The organism is Serratia grimesii NBRC 13537 (genome assembly GCF_001590905.1).
Classification (GTDB): Bacteria; Pseudomonadota; Gammaproteobacteria; order Enterobacterales; family Enterobacteriaceae; genus Serratia; species Serratia grimesii.
This window is the reverse complement of record NZ_BCTT01000007.1, coordinates 142,108-159,696: the sequence shown is the minus strand read 5'-3', so window position 1 is coordinate 159,696 and position 17,589 is coordinate 142,108. Positions and strand designations below refer to the sequence as shown.

Genomic DNA, 17,589 nt, shown 5'->3' with positions numbered 1-17,589 from the left:
CCGGGGTCCCCCGCGCTGTGCCGGTTACTGGTGGGTCACAACGACCAGACGGATTGCATCCAGACGCCATCCTGCTTCATTCAGGTTAACCAGCACCTGCTTGCGATTGAACTCCAGCGCTTCGACTTCGTCATCACGGATGTTCGGGTTGACCGCCTTCAGGGCTTCCAGACGCGCCAGCTCGGTGCTCAGCTTGTCATCCGCTTCCTGTTTTGCTTGCTCGATCAAGGCACGGGCCTGCTCTTCAACCAGGCTTTCCGCCTGTTGCAGCATGGCGTGCACATCTTGCTGCACCGCATTGACCAGCTTGCTGGAGGTATGGCGGTTGACCGCGTTCAACTGACGGTTGAAGCTTTCGAATTCAACCTGTGCCGCCAGATTGGTGCCTTTGCGGTCCATCAGCATACGGATTGGCGTCGGTGGCAGGAAGCGGGTCAGTTGCAGGTGCTTCGGCGCTTGTGCCTCAACCACATACACTAATTCAACCAGCAAGGTCCCGACAGGCAGCGCCTTGTTTTTCAACAGAGAAACGGCACAGCTACCGGTATCGCCGGACAGGATCAGATCCAGACCGTTGCGGATAATCGGGTGTTCCCAACTGACGAACTGTGCATCTTCACGCGACAACGCCTGCTCGCGATCGAAGGTCACGGTGCAGCCGTCCTGCGGCAGACCCGGGAAGTCCGGCACCAGCATGTGGTCAGATGGCGTCAGGACAATCAGGTTGTCGCTGCGATCGTCCTGATTGATACCGACGATGTCGAACAGGTTAAGCGCAAAGCCCACCAGGTTGACGTCGTTGTCCTGATTGGCAATGGCTTCAGCCAGTGCCTGTGCTTTCTCGCCGCCGTTGGAGTGCATTTCCAGCAGGCGATCGCGGCCCTGCTCCAGTTGCACCTTCAGGTGGTCATGCTGTTGACGGCAGGTGTGAATGAATTCATCCAGCCCTTCTTGTTCAGTCGGCGACGCCAGGAAACCGATCAGTTGCTCATAACCACTGTCATAAATGGTACGGCCGGTCGGGCAGGTATGTTCGAAGGCATCAAGCCCTTCGTGGAACCAACGCCCCAGTACCGCCTGAGCGGTGTTTTCCAGGTAAGGCACCATGATTTGAATGTCATGCATCTGGCCGATACGGTCCAGACGGCCAATACGTTGCTCCAGCAGATCCGGGTTAAACGGCAGATCGAACATTACCAGATGGCTGGCGAACTGGAAGTTACGGCCTTCGGAGCCGATTTCCGAGCACAGCAGCACTTGAGCGCCGTCTTCTTCTGAAGCGAAGTAAGCGGCGGCACGATCGCGTTCGATAATCGACAAGCCTTCATGGAACACTGCGGCGCGGATAGCTTCACGCTCACGCAATACCTGTTCCAGTTGCAGTGCGGTGGCGGCCTTGGCGCAGATCACCAGCACTTTTTCGTTGCGGTTGCTCACCAGGTAATTCAGTAACCACTCAACGCGCGGATCGAAGTTCCACCAGGTGGCATTTTCGCCTTCAAATTCCTGATAGATTTGCTCTGGGTACAGCATATCGCGTGCGCGTGCTTCAACGGTTTTCTTCGCACCCATGATGCCAGACACTTTAATGGCGGTCTGATATTGGGTCGGCAGCGGCAGTTTGATTTGGTGCAGGTTGCGGTGCGGGAAGCCTTTTACACCATTGCGGGTGTTACGGAACAGCACACGGCTGGTGCCGTGGCGGTCCATCAGCATGGTGACCAGTTCCTGGCGTGCCTGCTCGGCGCCATCGCTGTCGCTGTTGGCGGCCTTCAGCAGTGGCTCAATATCTTGTTCGTCGATCAGTTCGCCCAACAGATTCAGCTTATCATCGGCCAGACGTTCACCGCTCAGTAGCAAGGTGACTGCATCCGCCACAGGGCGGTATTTCTGCTGTTCTGCGACAAACTCGTGGTAGTCGTGGAAACGGTTTGGATCCAACAGGCGTAAGCGTGCGAAGTGGCTTTGTTGGCCAAGTTGCTCTGGGGTTGCCGTCAGCAGCAGTACACCGGGGATGTGCTCAGCCAGCTGTTCAATGACTTGGTATTCGCGGCTGGGAGCATCTTCGCTCCAGGCCAAGTGGTGTGCTTCATCCACTACCAGCAAATCCCACTGGGCATCGGCCAGTTCTTCCAGGCGCTGCTTATTACGGCGCACGAAGTCCAGCGAGCAGATCACCAACTGTTCAGTTTCAAACGGGTTGCTGCTGTCGAGCTTAGCTTCTGAGTAACGGCTGTCGTCGAACAGAGAAAAATACAGGTTGAAGCGGCGCATCATTTCGACCAGCCACTGGTGCTGCAATGTTTCTGGCACCACGATCAACACGCGCTCGGCACGGCCCGCCAGCAATTGCTGGTGGATGATCATACCGGCTTCAATGGTTTTACCCAGACCCACTTCATCAGCCAACAGAACGCGTGGCGCATGGCGCTGGCCGACTTCATAGGCAATATGCAACTGGTGGGGGATCAGGCTGGCTCGCATACCGCGCAGACCGGCAAATGGCAGACGATATTGCTCGCTCTGGTATTTACGGGCGCGGAAACGCAAAGCGAAGCGATCCATACGGTCGATCTGGCCGGCAAACAGACGGTCCTGTGGCTTGCTGAAGGTCAGCTTACTGTCCAGCAGCACTTCACGCATTGACACACCGCTTTCCTGGGTGTCCAGACGGGTGCCAATGTAGGTCAGCAGGCCGTTATCCTCTTTGACCTCTTCTACCTGCAGCTCCCAGCCTTCGTGGTTGCTGATAGTGTCGCCCGGGTTGAACATCACGCGAGTGATTGGCGAGTCATTTCTGGCATAGAGGCGGTTTTCGCCGGTTGCGGGGAAAAGCAGGGTAATCATGCGCGCATCCAGCGCCACGACAGTACCCAGTCCTAATTCGCTTTCCGTGTCGCTGATCCAGCGTTGACCAAGTGTAAAAGGCATATATTGTCGGCTCGATTCTTTTTAAGTAAGTCTTGTTACCGGGCTTTGATCACCGCGGTACCCGTATCAAACGTCTGCTAATCCCGATTTATTTTAATATGGCGGGCAATAGCTATTCACCCCATGCAAACATCGTCAGACGGCATGGGTGAAGTGTGGTCCAGAATTTGGGAAGGGCGCTATGGTAATGGAAGGCGACGCGTTCGTCACCTGCAAAACCTGATGATTTTTCTTAACCCTTCGCCAAAGCCCGCGGGACGGGCTGAATGTCAAAACAACCCCATTTGCCCGGTCACCAGCGTGGTAAAATCGTCATGCAAGAATGGGAGTATAGCGTCTGCCACAGGTTGTAACTGACGCTCCAGATAATGGGGATAATCAATTGCCGACTGCTGGGTCTCAAGCGGCTCAGGCCCGGCCACGGTCATGACATAGCTGATCCAGCCGCCGTTCTGGTATTGAAGCGGTCGCCCCTGTTGACGATTATAGTCGTCAGCGATGCGTGCAGCACGAACATGTGGCGGTACGTTGCGCTGATATTCGTCCAGCCTCCGGCGTAGGCGCTTGCGGTAGACCAAGCGATCGTCAAAATCACCATTGAGGGTTTGGCTGACGTATTCCCGCACAAAGTCCTGATATGGCTGTTGCTTAAAAATGCGTTGGTAGAGCAGTTGCTGGAACTGCTGCGCCAGCGGTGTCCAGTCTGTGCGCACGGTTTCCAGGCCTTTGTATACCATTTCTTCGCTGCCATCCGTTCTTGCGATTAACCCGGCATAACGCTTTTTACTGCCCTGTTCGGCACCACGGATGGTAGGCATCAGGAAGCGTGAATAATGGGTTTCGAACTCCAGTTCCAGGGCATTATCCAGCCCATATTGCTCCTGCAAATGTTGTTGCCACCATTGGTTCACTTGCTGGACCAGCGTCCGGCCAATGTTGGCTGCCTGCTGCTCGTCATGCGGTTGCTTGAGCCAGACGAAGGTAGAATCGGTATCTCCGTAGATCACCTGGTAACCTTGCGCTTCTATCAGCTCTCGTGTTTGGCGCATGATCTCATGGCCACGCAGGGTGATCGACGAGGCCAGGCGGGGATCGAAAAAGCGGCAGCCGCTCGATCCCAATACCCCATACAGCGCGTTCATGATGATCTTCAATGCCTGGGATAACGCTTTGTTCTGCTGACGCTTCGCCGCTTCACGGCCCTGCCAGATCTGCTCGACGATCGCCGGCAGGCAATGTTTTTCACGGGAGAAGCGCGCATTGCGGAAGCCGGGCACTGAATCGGCATCGCTCGGGTGTTGCATACCTTCCACCAGCCCAACGGGATCGATCAGGAAAGTGCGGATGATCGACGGGTACAGGCTTTTGTAATCCAGTACCAGAACTGAGTCATACAGGCCGGGTCGCGAATCCATCACAAAACCGCCAGGGCTGTGTTCTTCCGGCTGTTCGCCGAGATTGGGGGCGATAAAACCCAGTCGGTGCATGCGTGGCATATACAGATTGCTGAAAGCCGCGACCGAACCGCCGCTACGATCGGCTGCTAACCCGGTCACCGTGGCGCGCTCCAGCAGGAAGGTCAACAATTCGGTTTTTGCAAAAATTCGCGTCACCAGCTCGCAGTCTTTTAGGTTGTAGCGCGCCAGTGCCGGTTTGTCTTCTGCGAAGCGTCGGTCTATTTCAGCCATCCGCTGATAGGGGTTGTCGATCGACTTGCCTTCCCCCAGTAGTGTCTGTGACACGTGCTCGAGGCTAAAAGAAGGGAAGTTCCAGGTGGCAGACTTTAGCGCCTCGATGCCGTCGATAATCAACCGCCCGGCAGCGGAGGCGAAAAAGTGATTCTGTTTGAAACCGTGTTCACGCCATTCGAGCAGGTTGCCACCACGGCCCAGCTTTAGCGGGATTTGGTAACGTTCAGCGTGTTTTTGCAGTACTCGCAGATCGAACTGCACCAGATTCCAACCGATGATGGCATCGGGATCGTGTTGTTCCAGCCACTGGTTCAGGCGTTCCAGCATCTGTGGGCGGCTGACGCAGTACTCCAGGTCAAAATCCAGCGATTCATTGCCACCGTTGGCCGGCCCGAGCATGTAGACCTGGCGCTGACCGCAGCCTTCCAGTGCAATAGAGTACAGCTCACCATGAGCAGTGGTTTCAATGTCCAGCGAGACCAGCTTCAAGGCAGGGCGATATTCTGGCGCGGGTTTCATTTTACTGTTGAGCAGTGGGCCAGTGCCATTTGGCTGGCCGCTGAACCATACCGGCGCGGTGATAAAGCGCTCCATCAGATAGCGTTCAGGCGGGCGAATATCGGCTTCGTAGATATTAACGCCGCCGTCTTTCAGCAGCCTTTCCAGTTTGATCAACTGGCGGTGTTGGCGGCAATACAGCCCCAATACCGGGCGATGATGAAAATCAGTCAGCGGTAAGGGTTTTAGCTCCCATTGCCGTTCTTCGCGCAGCAACAACTCAGCACGTTGACGCTGTTCGGCAGGAATGAAGGCGACGGAGGTCTGTGGCGACAGGCGAATTTGCTGCGGGCCGTTCTCGGTCGCCAGCCAAAACTCCACCTCGGTGCCGGCGGGCGTATCACGCCAGTGGCGGGTGAGCAAGAAACCCTGTTGGAGTGACATCGCGCTGTTCCTGACAAGCTAAGCTATAAGGGAGAATATATAGACTATAGTATGGGTTTTTATACAGTAATTGTCTATTAGCACACAGTTCTGCCAAAAAACCATACAATTCACCGGTTGACTCGTTTCCGGTCGCACCTGACAATCCCACGCCCACGCGCTTTGGATAACCAACAGAGGTTTAATGGAAGCCTATTTACAGCATTTAATTACCCAGTCTTTGGCTTTCACTCTGATGGTCGTCATGCTTGTCGCGTTTTTGGAGTCATTGGCGCTGGTGGGATTATTGTTGCCCGGCACGGTGATGATGGCCAGTATCGGTGCATTGATCGGCAGTGGTCAGGTTGACTTCTATTACGCCTGGGCGGCAGGTATTGTCGGCTGTCTTTTGGGCGACTGGATTTCTTACTTTATCGGTCGTGCCTTCAAAGGGCCGTTGCACCGTTGGTCCTTCCTGAAAAAGAACAAGGCGATGCTCGACAAGACCGAGCATGCGTTACATCAGCATAGTATGGCGACCATTCTGATTGGTCGTTTTATTGGCCCGACGCGTCCACTGGTACCGATGGTCGCCGGGATGTTGGATTTACCGCCGTACAAATTCGCATTGCCGAACATTATCGGCTGTATCACCTGGCCACCGGTCTATTTTTTCCCGGGTATTCTGGCTGGTGTGGCGATCGACATTCCTGCCAGCGCTAACAGTGCATTATTCAAATGGTTGCTGTTTGCGGTGGCGATGCTGATTTGGCTGGCCGCCTGGCTGAGCTGGCGCTGGTGGCGTGAAGGTAAACGCAGCAATGACCGCTTGAGCCAATGGTTGTCGCCACTGCGGCTACGGATAGCCTGCGTGCTGAGTTGGATCCTGGCGATCGGCACCTTTTATTACCTGTCCCAACAGCCGCTAATGCCGGTTTACCGGCATTTACTTTGGAAGGTGCTGGCAGGGCAGTAACAAGAGGGTATTCACTTCAGACTGCTGACCAAGCCCGTTATTAGGGAGAGCGTGCCGAAGGGGTCGTAGCGGCTTGTCCGCCGACCAATTTGCCGGGAGCAAATTGGAACGACTTTCAGTCGGCCCATAGGGTGGGACACATGGACGTGTCCCATAATGGTTCCTCGGTGCGCTAGGCCCGGGTATCTCGGGTCCAAAGACAACTTTGTCATCAAACTCGGGGGTGTAACGCCCCCTCTGTACATTACTGGAAGAAGGCCTCCAACTGTTCGAATACCCGCACGTCTTCGCTGTGGCGCTTTACCTGCAACACATCTTCGAGTTTTTCCACTTGGCTTATCATCTGCATCAGTCGTTGATCGTCCGCTACCAATAGCCAGATGCGGCTCTGTTTACCGTCTTTCAGCGGTAGACACAGAATGCCTTCCACGTTAAAGGCACGGCGGGCGAACAGACCGCACACATGCGACATCACGCCGGGATGGTTACGTACCGTCAGCTCCAGGATTACCTGCGGGTTATTGTATTGTTCTGACATGGCTTATTCTCCAATCATGTCGATGTTAGCGGCACCCGGCGGCACCATCGGGAAGACTTTTTCATTGATATCGATCAGCGCGTGGATCAGACAAGGGCCCGGGCGTTGGATCGCTTCTGCGAGAGCGGCTTGCGGATCTTCAGCGGCGTTCAAATCGCAGGTGTCCAACCCGAAACCGGCGGCAATCTTGATAAAGTCGGTACGCTTGGGATAGGCGGCGGCAAAAATACGCTGCTGATAAAACAGGGTTTGCTGCTGATGTACCAGTCCCAACGCCTGATTGTTCATCAGGATAATTTTCACGTCCAGATCATGCTCAACGGCGGTGGCCATTTCCTGAATGTTCATCATCAGGCTGCCGTCACCGGAGAAGCACAGCACCTTGCGCTGCGGTTCGGCCAGGGCTGCGCCTATCGCTGCCGGCAGACCGAAGCCCATGGTGCCCAATCCGCCGGAGGTCAGCCACTGGCGCGGACGACTCAGCGGGTAGGCCTGCGCCACCCACATTTGATGCTGGCCCACGTCGGTGGTGATAATGGCGCTTTCATCCACGCAGCGCGCAGCAGCCAGCACCAGCCCATAGTGGCTCAGTGGATCTTCGGCATCCGGCATGCTGAATGGGAACTCGCGCTTCAGGCCGTTGACGGTGTCCAGCCATTCGCTGCGCGGCTGCGCCTCAATCTGTGGTAACAGCTGTTGCAATACCTGGCCAACATCGGCGTGAATGGCAATATTGGCCTGTTTCACCTTGCCCAGTTCGGCACGATCGATATCCACATGAATGATGGCGGCGTTCGGGCAGAACTGCTCGGTTTTGCCAATCGCCCGATCGTCAAAGCGGGCGCCCAGTACGATCAGCAGATCGGCCTCTTGCAGAATAAAGTTGGTGCTGCGTGCTGCATGCATCCCCAGCATGCCCAGCGACAGCGGGTGTTGCACCGGCATCGCACCCAACGCCATCAGCGTCATGGTGGTCGGCAGGTTGGCGCGTTCCGCCAACTCAATCGCCTGTTGGTAAGCATTGGCGCAGATGATGCCACCACCCAGATACAGTACCGGGCGTTTGGCCTGGTTGATCATCGCAGCGGCCTGGGTTACGTCAGAGGCCTCAAAGGCCGGTGCCGCATCGGGAATGGCGATCGGCGGCAGTTCATCCAAATCGATCACCGCAGTTTGTACATCTTTAGGCACGTCGATCCATACAGGACCAGGACGACCGGATTCTGCAATCCGAAATGCATCACAGATCACTTGCGGCAGTTCGCGGATATCGCGTACCAAATGGTTGTGCTTGGTGATAGGAATCGAGATGCCGTAGGTATCTACTTCCTGGAAGGCGTCGGTGCCGATCATTGAGGAAGGCACTTGGCCGGTGATGCATACCAGCGGGATGGAATCGAGCTTGGCGTCAGCGATAGCGGTGACCAGATTTGTTGCGCCCGGTCCGCTGGAAGCGATACATACCGCCGCCTTGCCATTGGCACGTGCCATGCCTTGTGCCATAAAGCCCGCGCCCTGTTCGTGGCGTGCCAGTACGTGATGAATGCGGGTGCTTTGGCTCAGTGCGTCATACAGCGGCAGTGCAGCGCCGCCGGGAATGCCGGCAACGGTGGTGATGCCCTGACGTTCCAGCAGATGAACGATCAGCTGTGCGCCGGTGAAGCGGTTGCCTTGCTGTGGCGTGCCCGAAATTGCCATGTTCCTATCCTTTCTCAAGGCCGGTTCGCTTTTCTGGGCAGGGGGCTGAAACTAAAAACCCCGCCCGGTTTGCGCCGGCGGGGTTTGGGAATCGATGCGTTGATTCGGACCCTACGGCGCATTGCCGACGACCACCACCACACGCACGACGACCATCACCGCGGCTGGTAGCGCGGTAACTAGTAGGGTCGAAGTCAGCGAGGATGCGATCACAGGGAACCTTATCATCAGTAAAAAAAGTCAGGATTTTATAAAACCACAGGCGCAAAATTCGCACAACAGGTTTATTTGCGCAGCATAAAAAACGCGCTGCGGATCACGCTTTGTGTGAAATGCCGAGCACCTTGGCCTCTGGGGCGCTGCCGTCCAGTAACGCCAGCGTTGGGCCGTCATAATAAATACGGCCGTCGACCACGAGTAAGGTGCGTGGCGCAATACGTGCAGCATCATCCAGGTTGTGAGAGACCATCAGCAATGTCAGGTTGCGCTGGTCGCAAACTTCTTGCAGTAGCTGCAACATTTCATTGCGCAGTGCTGGGTCGAGTGCTGAAAAAGGCTCGTCGAGCAACAGGATTGGCTGTTGCCTGATCAGACAGCGGGCCAAGGCTGCACGCTGTCGCTGCCCCCCGGATAGCTGTGACGGCAGGCGCAGTACATGTTCTTCCAATCCGACTTGTCGCGCTATTTGTGCCAACTGTTGCTTCTGTTCTTCGTTCAGCCGCAATCCGGGATCCAAACCTAATCCGATGTTTTGCGCCACCGTCAGATGGGCGAACAGGTTATTTTCCTGAAACAGCATCGAAACAGGGCGTTTAGCCGGTGGCGTTGTGGTGTGGTCGCTGCCATCTAGCCGCAGTTCACCGCTGGTGGCTGACAGGAACCCGGCAATCAGGCTAAGAAGCGTACTTTTGCCCGCCCCGCTGGGGCCAAGCACCGCGACACGTTCGCCTGGTTCAATGCGTAGATCAAAGCGCATTGGCAGGTGTTCATACAGGTAGGTCAGTTTTTCAAGATCTATCATGGCGGCCCGGTAAACGTTCGATCAGGGTAAACAGCAGGAAGCACAACAGTAGCAGCAACAGTGCGGTGACAGCGCCGTCATTACTGCGATAGGCACCAATCTGCTGATACAGGTAAAAAGGCAGGGTGCGGAAGTGCTCGTTGCCAAACAGGGCCACCACACCGAAATCGCCAATCGACAGTACGCAGGCGAAGGCCAGCGCCTGGGCCAGTGGGCGGCGCAATGCTTTTAGTTCGATAAGCCGCAGTCGCTGCCAGCCGTGGATATCCAGCGACAGGCACAGCGGGTTATAGCGTTCGGCCAGGTCACGCATCGGGTTTTCCAGCACTTTCAGCGCGTAGGGCACCGCCATCAGTGCATTGGTGAGGATCACCAGCGCATACGGCGACTGCGGCAGCCCCACGGTATCGCTTAACAACAAGAAGAAGCCGGTCGCCAGCACGATACCCGGCATTGCCAGGATCACCATACCGCTCAGCTCAAGTCGCTGTCCCCAGCGCAGCCGCTGTTGCAACTTCAGCTCACGGCTGCTCCACAGCAGCATCATGGTCAGTACCACGCACAGCGCACCGGCACCGAGAGCAATACGTAACGAGGTGAATAACGCCTGCCACAGCACCTGTTGTTGCAGTACGCTGACCAGGCTTTGGTTGGCACCGTCGGCAATGACGGCCAACAGCGGGGGCAGCAGCAGTAGCAGCGCGGCGGCAATCAGCAAAAAATCGCTCACGCGGCGCCACAAGCTGTCTTCCGGATTGCGCCAGATGTTGGCATGGGTACTGCCCACGGGCAGCGCCTGACTCAAGCGCTGGCTGAGCACCACCAGCCCCAGGCAGCAGGCCAGTTGGATCAGTGCCAGCAGTGCAGCGCGGCTGAGATCGTAGTCATAGCTGAGTGCCTGGTAGATCGCCAGTTCGATGGTGGTGGCCTGCGGCCCGCCGCCCAGTGACAACACGGTGGCGAAGCTGGCAAAGCACAGCATAAAGATCAGTGCACCGCTCGGCAGGATCTGGCGACGCAGTGCTGGCCACTCAACGAAGCGGAATTGCTGCCAGCCGCTCATGCCAAGCTGGGCCGCTAATTGGCGTTGTTCGACCGGAATATTTTCCAGTGCCTGCAGCAGCAAGCGAGTCGCCAGCGGCAGGTTGAAGAACATGTGTGCCAACAGGATGCCCTGCAAGCCGTAAGGGGAGAAACTGTAGTTAATGCCGAGCCAACCGCATATTGCAGCCAGCCAGCCTTGTCGGCCATAAACACTGAGCAGGCCGAACACCGCCACCAGTACCGGCAGCACCAGCGTCATGGCGCACAGTCGCAGCAGTAACTGGCGGCCGGGGAAACGGCGGCGGAACAGTGCGCGTGCCAACAGGATCGCGGGCAGCACCGAGATCAGCGCCGACAACAACGCCTGCCAGAAGGTGAAACGCACCACATGCCACAGGTAGCTGTCCTGCCACAGACCCCGCAAGTCGCTTTCGGGCGCGTGTCGCCACAGCGAACCCATCGCCAGTACGGCGATGGTCAGGATCAGACCGGAAGCCAGCAGCCCCGGCCATAACCAGCGTGGGATCAGTGGCTGACGGCGGTTTGCCATGCCCGGATCCAGTTGCCGCGTTGCTTAGCCACGTCTTCAGCGCTGTATTGCAGCGCTGTCTGCGGTACGGTCATTTGCTCAAAACCTGCCGGTAGTTGGGTTTTGATCACCGGGTACATCCAGTTACCGGTAGGAATGGTGTTCTGGAACGCTGGAGTCACCATAAATTGCATAAAGCGCTCGGCCAGTGCCGGTTGTTTACTGGCCTTGAGTTTGCCCGCCACTTCGACTTGCAGATAATGACCTTCGCTAAAGTTGGCAGCGGCGTAGCTGTCTTTTTTCTCTTCAATCAGATGATAGGCCGGAGAGGTGGTGTAGCTGAGCACCAGATCGCCTTCACCTTTCAGGAACAGACCGTAGGCTTCACTCCAGCCTTTGGTCACGGTGACGGTTTTCTTCGCCAGTTTCTGCCAAGCTTCGGGGGCTTTGTCACCATAGACTTTCTGCATCCACAGCAGCAGCCCCAGGCCCGGCGTGCTGGTGCGAGGATCTTCGTAAATCACTTTCCAATTTTGGTCGCTGTCGACCAGTTCTTTCAGGCTTGTGGGGGGATTTTTCAGTTTTTCTTTATTGTAAACAAAGGCAAAGTAGCCGTAGTCGTAAGGCACGAAGGTTTTATCCTGCCAGCCGCCGGGGACGCTTAACTGAGCGCTGTCGACGTTGCTTGGTGCGAATAAACCGGTTTGCTGCGCGGCCTGTAACAGGTTGTTGTCCAACCCCAGAACCACGTCGGCGGCACTGTTTTTGCCTTCCATACGTAGACGGTTAAGCAGTGATACGCCATCTTCCAGTGCGACGAATTTCAGCTCACAGTCGCACTGGGCCTCAAAGGCCTTTTTGACTGCCGGACCAGGGCCCCAGTCTGTAGCGAAGGAATCATAGGTGTAGACCGTCAGCGTAGGTTTGGCGAACACCGGCGCGGCGCTCAGCAACAATAATAAGGGCAGACTTTTTTTGACCACTTTGCACTCCTGAACATTTAGGGGGCAAGGGTATCTGAGGGGGCGAGTGGCGGCTGCCGGTTCGCTAGGCTCAAATCCCTCCGCCGGTATTGACCGGATCAGGTTCGACGGGTTTATTCTCAGCAAAATCGGCACGCCGCATTTTTGCACCCCGTTGAGACGGCGCCATTGTAAAGACTAACGGGCGCCGGTGAAAGGCGCTTATGCTTCCGGCGGCGCAAACCACGCGGATTTAAAATCAAACCAGCCGAGGGTGTTCATCCGCACACCGCGCATACTGCGTTGACCATGCAATTGCAACCAGTGGTGGAACAGCGGGTGTAGCTGATGGCTGCTGACCAGACGTCGGCCAAAATCGGCCAGCGGTAAGGTATTGGCGCGCCACAACGTCGCATCTTCAGCGAGATCTTCATTCATGCAGTGCTGCATTAGCGGCAACTCATACAGCGTGGCGAACAGCGAGAATTCCAGCGGCAGATAGAAGTTAGCGCTGCCTAGCCACACATCGCTGATCGCATCGCCTTTATGCCAGGTATCGTAATCGACGATCTGAATCTTTAGCTTGATACCCTGTTGCACCAGCAAGGGTTCGATCGCTTGTTGAATGGCGTGGAATTCCGAGTGTTCGCTGTAGAAGGTCAGTGTCAGTTCGGTTAACCCAGACGGCTTGGATTGTAGTGCCAGCGCACGGTTATGGTGCCAGCGCGGCAGAATGCCATAGGCGGGAGACCAATAGCGTTGATAGACTGGCCCGGCGTTGCTCAACAGTGAAATCGGGTTGATCAACTCACACAGCCAACTGCGAATGGCCGGATCCGCCGCCAATGAGGAGCGCTGATCAAACAGCAGGAAATAGCAGCCTTCTTCCAACCGGCTTTCCAGTTCATTTTTGCCAGTGTCGTCCGCCTGCAACTGGACGCCGGAGTGCACCAGTTCTTCGGTCACTTCCGGCAGCACCCAGATGTTCACCTCATCGATCAGTGCGCGGTAACCAAAGTAATCGTCGAAGGCGTGAATTTTCATCTGGCTGCGGTGGTTGCGTACCACACTGTACGGTCCGGTTCCTATTGGATGGCGTGAGAACTCCGGCAGACTCTGCCACTCACGTGGGAGGATCATGGCGTGCACAGAACCCAGCAACCAGGGTAGCCAGTAGTCGGGGCTGAGCAGGTGCACGTCAATCACGTATGGCGTCGGCGAGGTCACGCGCTCGATATGGGAAAACAGGGGCTGTGGCATCAAGCGACTGAGCGTATTGATGACATCCTCCATTTCCAGCTCGCGGCCATGATGAAAATGAATCGCCGGACGCAGATAAAAACGCCAATGCAGCGGTGTTAAAGCTTGCCAATGATGCGCGAGGTCTGATTCCAGTTCCCCGTTTTCCTCATTTATGCGCGTCAATCCGCTGAAAATCTGCCGTGCCAAATGGGTTTCCGAACGTCGTAACGCTGAACCGGGCAACAGGTTGTACAACTGGCGATAGTAGAGCACGCGCAGAATATGTTTGCCCTGACGAAAGCTGCGCCCCAGTTGGGACAGCAGCATCTGCCGCACCACATTTTTATCGCCGACCAGTTGCACCAGTTGATCAATACGGTCTTGCTCCAACAATTCTTCCGCACGCTGCTGCTGCAATGCCAGGCCAGTGTAGTGGAAGGTGAGCCGCGAACGTTTACCACGCCCCGATTCCGCTTGCCAGGTCAGCCAGCCTTGCTGCTGCATGGCCCCAAGTAGCGAACGCACGTGACGACGTGAGCAGGTGAGCACTTCGGCCAGCTCTTGCAGCGTGGTATCGGTCGGCTCGCCATGGCAGCGTTGCCACAGACGAATGAACTGCTGTTGCAATCTGGAGGTGGACATAAAAGAGGAACGCTCCGGTATCAACCCATCAATTTATCTTTCCCTATATTACGCCGATAATTTTCCTCAATGAAAGGGGGAGGGCGACAGATGAAAGTTTTCTTGTCAAAACAGTTCTATCAACGGTATTTCAGCGCGGTACGCCGCCAGCATGCCGATTGGCTGGGGCTGGTGCCTGAACAGGCGCGGCTGGATATGCTGGCTCACCTGACCCAATGGGACATCCATAAGATGACGGACAAGGAATATCGCGAGCATCTTTGATGCGACAACTGAGTTAGGCCACTGCGCTTTGAGCAGCAACATCGCGGCTTGAAAGGCGAAGGGCACAAGAGTTTCTGAGTAATGGTGCTGTTTCACCAGCCAGTGGGGTCATACCCACTGGTTTTTTTATCACCAGCCGCGATGATGTTCTTGCAATTTATCTGCCGTAGCCTAAGGTTCTCTCTTCCGCATTAGGGCCAGGGACGACAATATGAAACGTCTGTACGGGTTACCACGCCGCTTTAATCCCATTTTTGCCGCTTTCCTGCTGATTGCGTTTCTTTCTGGCATTGCCGGAGCGTTATTGGCCCCGACGCTGAGCCTCTTCCTTACGACTGAAGTTAAGGTACGGCCACTGTGGGTTGGTCTGTTTTACACCGTTAATGCCATTGTCGGTATTGCCGTCAGTTTTCTGTTGGCCAAGCGTTCGGATACGCATGGCGACCGGCGTAAGTTGATTCTGGTGTGTTGTATTATGGCGATCGGCAACTGTCTGTTGTTTGCCTTCAACCGTGACTATTTGACGCTGATCACCGCCGGTGTGCTGTTGTCGGCGATTGCCAATACCGCGATGCCGCAAATTTTCGCGCTGGCGCGAGAATATGCTGACAGCTCGGCGCGTGAAGTAGTGATGTTCAGTTCGGTGATGCGTGCACAACTGTCGCTGGCATGGGTAATTGGCCCGCCGCTGTCGTTTACGTTGGCGCTGACCTACGGATTTACCGTGATGTTTGTAATTGCGGCGACAACCTTTGCTGTCTGTGCGTTACTGGTGTGGTTTACCTTGCCATCGGTGCCGCGTGCTGAGCAGGAAGTTCAGGACAATGTACTTACCAATACGGCTTCGGCGCCTATTGCACCCGCCAGTGCCTGGCGTAACCGTGATGTACGGCGCTTGTTTATCGCCTCGATGCTGATGTGGACGTGCAATACGATGTATATCATCGATATGCCGCTCTATATTACCGCGGATTTGGGGCTGCCGGAGAATCTGGCGGGCCTGCTGATGGGCACTGCGGCGGGGTTGGAAATTCCTGCAATGCTGCTGGCCGGCTATTACGTCAAACGGTTCGGTAAGCGCAACATGATGTTGTTTGCTGTGGTGGCGGGTATTTTGTTTTATGCCGGGTTGGTGATGTTTAAATTCAAGCTGGCTCTGATGGTGTTACAGCTGTTCAACGCCATATTTATCGGCATTATCGCCGGTATCGGCATGCTTTATTTCCAGGACCTGATGCCGGGACGTCCGGGGGCTGCGACGACGCTGTTTACCAATAGTATTTCTACCGGTGTGATTCTGGCGGGGGTACTGCAGGGGGCATTGGTGGAAAACCTGGGCCATTATGCGGTGTATTGGTTCGCGACCATCCTGGCAGTAGCGGCGTTATGGATGAGTGCTCGCGTGCGGGAAGTGTGAGTTTTAACATCAGCAACATTGACGCATGTCATTGAGAACATTACGCCAACCCTCCAAGCTAAAGGGAACACGGAGCGTGACTGCTACGCTCCCGCCCATCTTGCTGCTGAGATGCCGATCCGTTTAGAAAAGTGGGTATGTTATGGATAAACTAACACCGCTCAAGCCTGTTCCTTCCCTGTTTGCCCTCGCTGCGACTTTGCTAATTTGGTTTGTGATCCCTGTGCCTGCTGGGGTAGAGCCCAATGCCTGGCATTTACTGGCGCTGTTTATCGGCACTATTATCGCCATTATCGGCAAAGCGATGCCCATTGGTGCCGTTTCGGTGGTGGCTATTGCGCTGGTAGCAGTGACCGGTGTTACCAACCCGGGTAACCCAGGCGCGGCGCTGAATGATGCGCTGAGCGGATTTTCCAACCAATTGATTTGGCTAATTGGTTTCTCGATCATGATCTCTCTTAGCCTGAACAAAACCGGGTTAGGGGCGCGCATTGGCTATTACTTTATTTCGCTATTCGGCAAAAAGACACTGGGGATCGCCTATGCATTAACGCTGGCGGAGACCACGTTGGCACCGGTAACGCCAAGCAATACTGCCCGTGGCGGCGGGATTATCCACCCGATCATGAGATCGATCGCCGATAGCTTTGGCTCCAAACCCGAGTTGAATACTTCCGGTAAGATTGGGCGCTATTTGTCACTGGTGAATTACAATATCAACCCCATCACTTCTGCGATGTTTATCACTGCTACGGCACCTAACCCATTGATCGTCAGTTTGATTGCCAAAGGTACCCATGGCAACTTTGAGCTTACTTGGTCAATGTGGGCTGTTGCAGCTCTGGTGCCAGGCTTGTGCTCGCTCATCGTTATGCCGCTGGTCATTTATCTGTTGTATCCGCCGGAAGTAAAAAGTACCCCGGATGCACCACGTTTCGCCCGGGAAAAACTGCAGGCCTTGGGGCTAATCACATTACCCGAGAAAATCACTTTGGCGGTGTTTGCCTTGCTGTTGGTGATGTGGGCAGGTATCCCAGCGATGATCTTTGGTCCGGCATTGTCGGTTAACCCAACCACTGCGGCGCTGATTGGCCTGGCGGTGCTATTGGCGACGGGGGTGTTGAGCTGGGAGGATGTACTGAAACACAAGGGCGCTTGGGATACGGTCGTGTGGTTCTCCGCGCTGGTGATGATGGCCAGTTTCCTTGGTAAGTTGGGATTGATCAGTTGGCTGTCGCAAACGGTGGGCAACGGTATCGATCACATGGGTATGAGCTGGGTAGGTGGTACGGTGTTACTGACTATCATCTATCTGTATTCGCATTACTTTTTCGCCAGCACGACCGCGCACGTCACTGCCATGTTTGCCGCGTTCTTTGCTGCCGGGGTTGCACTCGGAGCACCGCCCGCGTTGCTGGGGCTAATCCTGGCGTTCTCTTCTTCACTAATGATGTCACTGACTCACTATGGCACAGGTACGGCACCGATTATTTTCGGCTCTGGCTATGTGACGCTGGGTGAATGGTGGAAGGCCGGTTGGGTGATGAGCGTAGTTAACCTGCTGATTTGGATGTTGATTGGTGGGGCGTGGTGGAAGTGGCTAGGTTACTGGTGAAACCCGTCATACTTGAAACTGCCGCTGTCTTGGCTGCGTAAGCACACCCCTGTTACTTAGTTCACTAAGCTTCAGGGGATTCTTACTTGCAGCCTTGC

13 protein-coding genes and 1 riboswitch are annotated in these 17,589 nt (G+C 55.5%); of the genes, 4 read left to right on the top strand and 9 right to left on the bottom strand.

Features of this window, described 5'->3' with window-relative positions; translation table 11 throughout:
* Positions 1 to 24: 24 nt before the first annotated feature.
* Together rapA and SGR01S_RS10085 are read right to left on the bottom strand one after the other, a co-directional pair.
* Positions 25 to 2,931, bottom strand: a complete 2,907-nt coding sequence (rapA, locus tag SGR01S_RS10090; RefSeq protein WP_061807366.1) for an RNA polymerase-associated protein RapA — start codon at positions 2,929 to 2,931, stop codon at positions 25 to 27.
* A 269-nt stretch (positions 2,932 to 3,200) separates the two neighbouring features.
* Complete coding sequence (locus SGR01S_RS10085) at positions 3,201 to 5,564, bottom strand: DNA polymerase II (RefSeq protein ID WP_061807365.1); 2,364 nt, start codon at positions 5,562 to 5,564, stop codon at positions 3,201 to 3,203.
* A gap of 184 nt (positions 5,565 to 5,748) precedes the next feature.
* Here SGR01S_RS10085 and SGR01S_RS10080 point away from each other — a divergent pair, with 184 nt between their 5' ends.
* Entirely contained in the window at positions 5,749 to 6,519 is a 771-nt protein-coding gene (locus tag SGR01S_RS10080; RefSeq protein ID WP_037420752.1) for a DedA family protein, read from the top strand.
* A gap of 244 nt (positions 6,520 to 6,763) precedes the next feature.
* Here SGR01S_RS10080 and ilvN read toward each other — a convergent pair whose 3' ends face one another.
* The 7 genes from ilvN to sgrR form a co-directional block, all read right to left on the bottom strand.
* Positions 6,764 to 7,057 carry an acetolactate synthase small subunit gene (gene ilvN / locus SGR01S_RS10075; RefSeq protein WP_037420755.1) on the bottom strand — a complete coding sequence of 98 codons (294 nt, stop codon included), beginning with the start codon at positions 7,055 to 7,057 and terminating at the stop codon, positions 6,764 to 6,766.
* 3 nt (positions 7,058 to 7,060) lie between these two features.
* A complete protein-coding gene (gene ilvB, locus SGR01S_RS10070; protein ID WP_061807364.1) occupies positions 7,061 to 8,755 on the bottom strand; it encodes an acetolactate synthase large subunit in 1,695 nt (564 codons plus the stop codon).
* Positions 8,756 to 8,866: 111 nt separating this feature from the next.
* Entirely contained in the window at positions 8,867 to 8,983 is a 117-nt protein-coding gene (ivbL, locus tag SGR01S_RS24160; RefSeq protein WP_208295193.1) for an ilvB operon leader peptide IvbL, read from the bottom strand.
* Positions 8,984 to 9,071: 88 nt separating this feature from the next.
* The gene (gene thiQ, locus SGR01S_RS10065; protein ID WP_061807363.1) at positions 9,072 to 9,776 is read right to left on the bottom strand and encodes a thiamine ABC transporter ATP-binding protein ThiQ; all 705 of its coding nucleotides are present in this window, start codon (positions 9,774 to 9,776) and stop codon (positions 9,072 to 9,074) included.
* Positions 9,763 to 11,370: a thiamine/thiamine pyrophosphate ABC transporter permease ThiP gene (thiP, locus tag SGR01S_RS10060; protein ID WP_061807362.1), complete on the bottom strand. Its 1,608-nt coding sequence runs from the start codon at positions 11,368 to 11,370 to the stop codon at positions 9,763 to 9,765. The genes thiQ and thiP overlap by 14 nt, the downstream gene beginning before the upstream one ends.
* On the bottom strand, positions 11,346 to 12,332 hold the full coding sequence (thiB, locus tag SGR01S_RS10055; protein WP_061807361.1) for a thiamine ABC transporter substrate binding subunit: 987 nt from the start codon (positions 12,330 to 12,332) through the stop codon (positions 11,346 to 11,348). Before thiB ends, thiP begins: the two co-directional genes overlap by 25 nt.
* Positions 12,333 to 12,389: 57 nt before the next feature.
* Positions 12,390 to 12,496: riboswitch (TPP riboswitch) on the bottom strand.
* A gap of 37 nt (positions 12,497 to 12,533) precedes the next feature.
* On the bottom strand, positions 12,534 to 14,195 hold the full coding sequence (gene sgrR, locus SGR01S_RS10050) for an HTH-type transcriptional regulator SgrR (RefSeq protein WP_061807360.1): 1,662 nt from the start codon (positions 14,193 to 14,195) through the stop codon (positions 12,534 to 12,536).
* A gap of 90 nt (positions 14,196 to 14,285) precedes the next feature.
* On the opposite strand from sgrR, the gene sgrT reads away from it, so the two are divergent.
* From sgrT to SGR01S_RS10040, 3 genes are all read left to right on the top strand, one after another.
* Entirely contained in the window at positions 14,286 to 14,459 is a 174-nt protein-coding gene (gene sgrT / locus SGR01S_RS23700) for a glucose uptake inhibitor SgrT (RefSeq protein WP_073963429.1), read from the top strand.
* Positions 14,460 to 14,670: 211 nt separating this feature from the next.
* Positions 14,671 to 15,876, top strand: coding sequence for a sugar efflux transporter (locus SGR01S_RS10045; RefSeq protein WP_061807359.1), 1,206 nt, complete (start codon positions 14,671 to 14,673; stop codon positions 15,874 to 15,876).
* 142 nt (positions 15,877 to 16,018) lie between these two features.
* Positions 16,019 to 17,491, top strand: coding sequence for a DASS family sodium-coupled anion symporter (locus SGR01S_RS10040; RefSeq protein ID WP_037420773.1), 1,473 nt, complete (start codon positions 16,019 to 16,021; stop codon positions 17,489 to 17,491).
* Positions 17,492 to 17,589 lie beyond the last annotated feature (98 nt).